The sequence below is a fragment of the Gilliamella sp. B2785 genome, from assembly GCF_026537005.1.
Taxonomy (GTDB): Bacteria; Pseudomonadota; Gammaproteobacteria; order Enterobacterales; family Orbaceae; genus Gilliamella; species Gilliamella apicola_E.
Map to the genome: position 1 here is coordinate 1 of NZ_JAFNNC010000025.1, position 614 is coordinate 614.

At 32.9% G+C, this 614-nt stretch carries 1 protein-coding gene; it reads right to left on the minus strand.

Annotated elements, in window-relative coordinates; all coding sequences use genetic code 11:
* Positions 1–182 precede the first annotated feature (182 nt).
* The gene (locus J3U24_RS11510) at positions 183–467 is read right to left on the minus strand and encodes a hypothetical protein (RefSeq protein WP_267347008.1); all 285 of its coding nucleotides are present in this window, start codon (positions 465–467) and stop codon (positions 183–185) included.
* Between the last annotated feature and the right edge of the window lie 147 nt (positions 468–614).

A 614-nucleotide genomic window follows, 5' to 3' on the forward strand; every position in this document is an offset into this window, starting at 1 on the left:
GTAAACTCGCTCTTTTTGGTCCCTCATACTGTTCTCCTTAGGCAGTTTTGGTGATATTAACGGCTGAATTATAACCAAATTTTTTTGGGGGTTGCATTGGTTTGTGCAAAATTCGAAGTACCTTGATTATCAACCCTCTGTATCTGCTTGAAAAGTTGATTAATATTATCTACTTTCATTATTTACATCTCAATAAGCCAACTGTCTTCCAACCCTTCTTTTATATAGCCTCTAACAAAATCTAAGGCTACAATTTTTTCATAGTAATTATTTATCTGATCCCAATCATCTGGATAAAAACTTGGGTCATCTTTATACTTTTCATAAATATATGATGTTAATTCATTGAGCTCCTGGAGATAGTTGTCATATTGTTCTTGTGTAATTAAGTTTAATTCTAATGCGTACTCAAACTCATTTCTTGTTAATCTTTCAATACTGTAAACTCGTTCTTTTTGGTCCCGCATACTATCCTCCTTAAGTAGTTTTGGTGATATTAACGGCTGAATTATAACCAAATTTTTTGGGAGGTTGCATTGGTTTGTGCAAAATTCGAAGTCCCTTGCTTATCAATCCACTGTATCTGCTTGAAAAGTTGATTAATATTATCTACT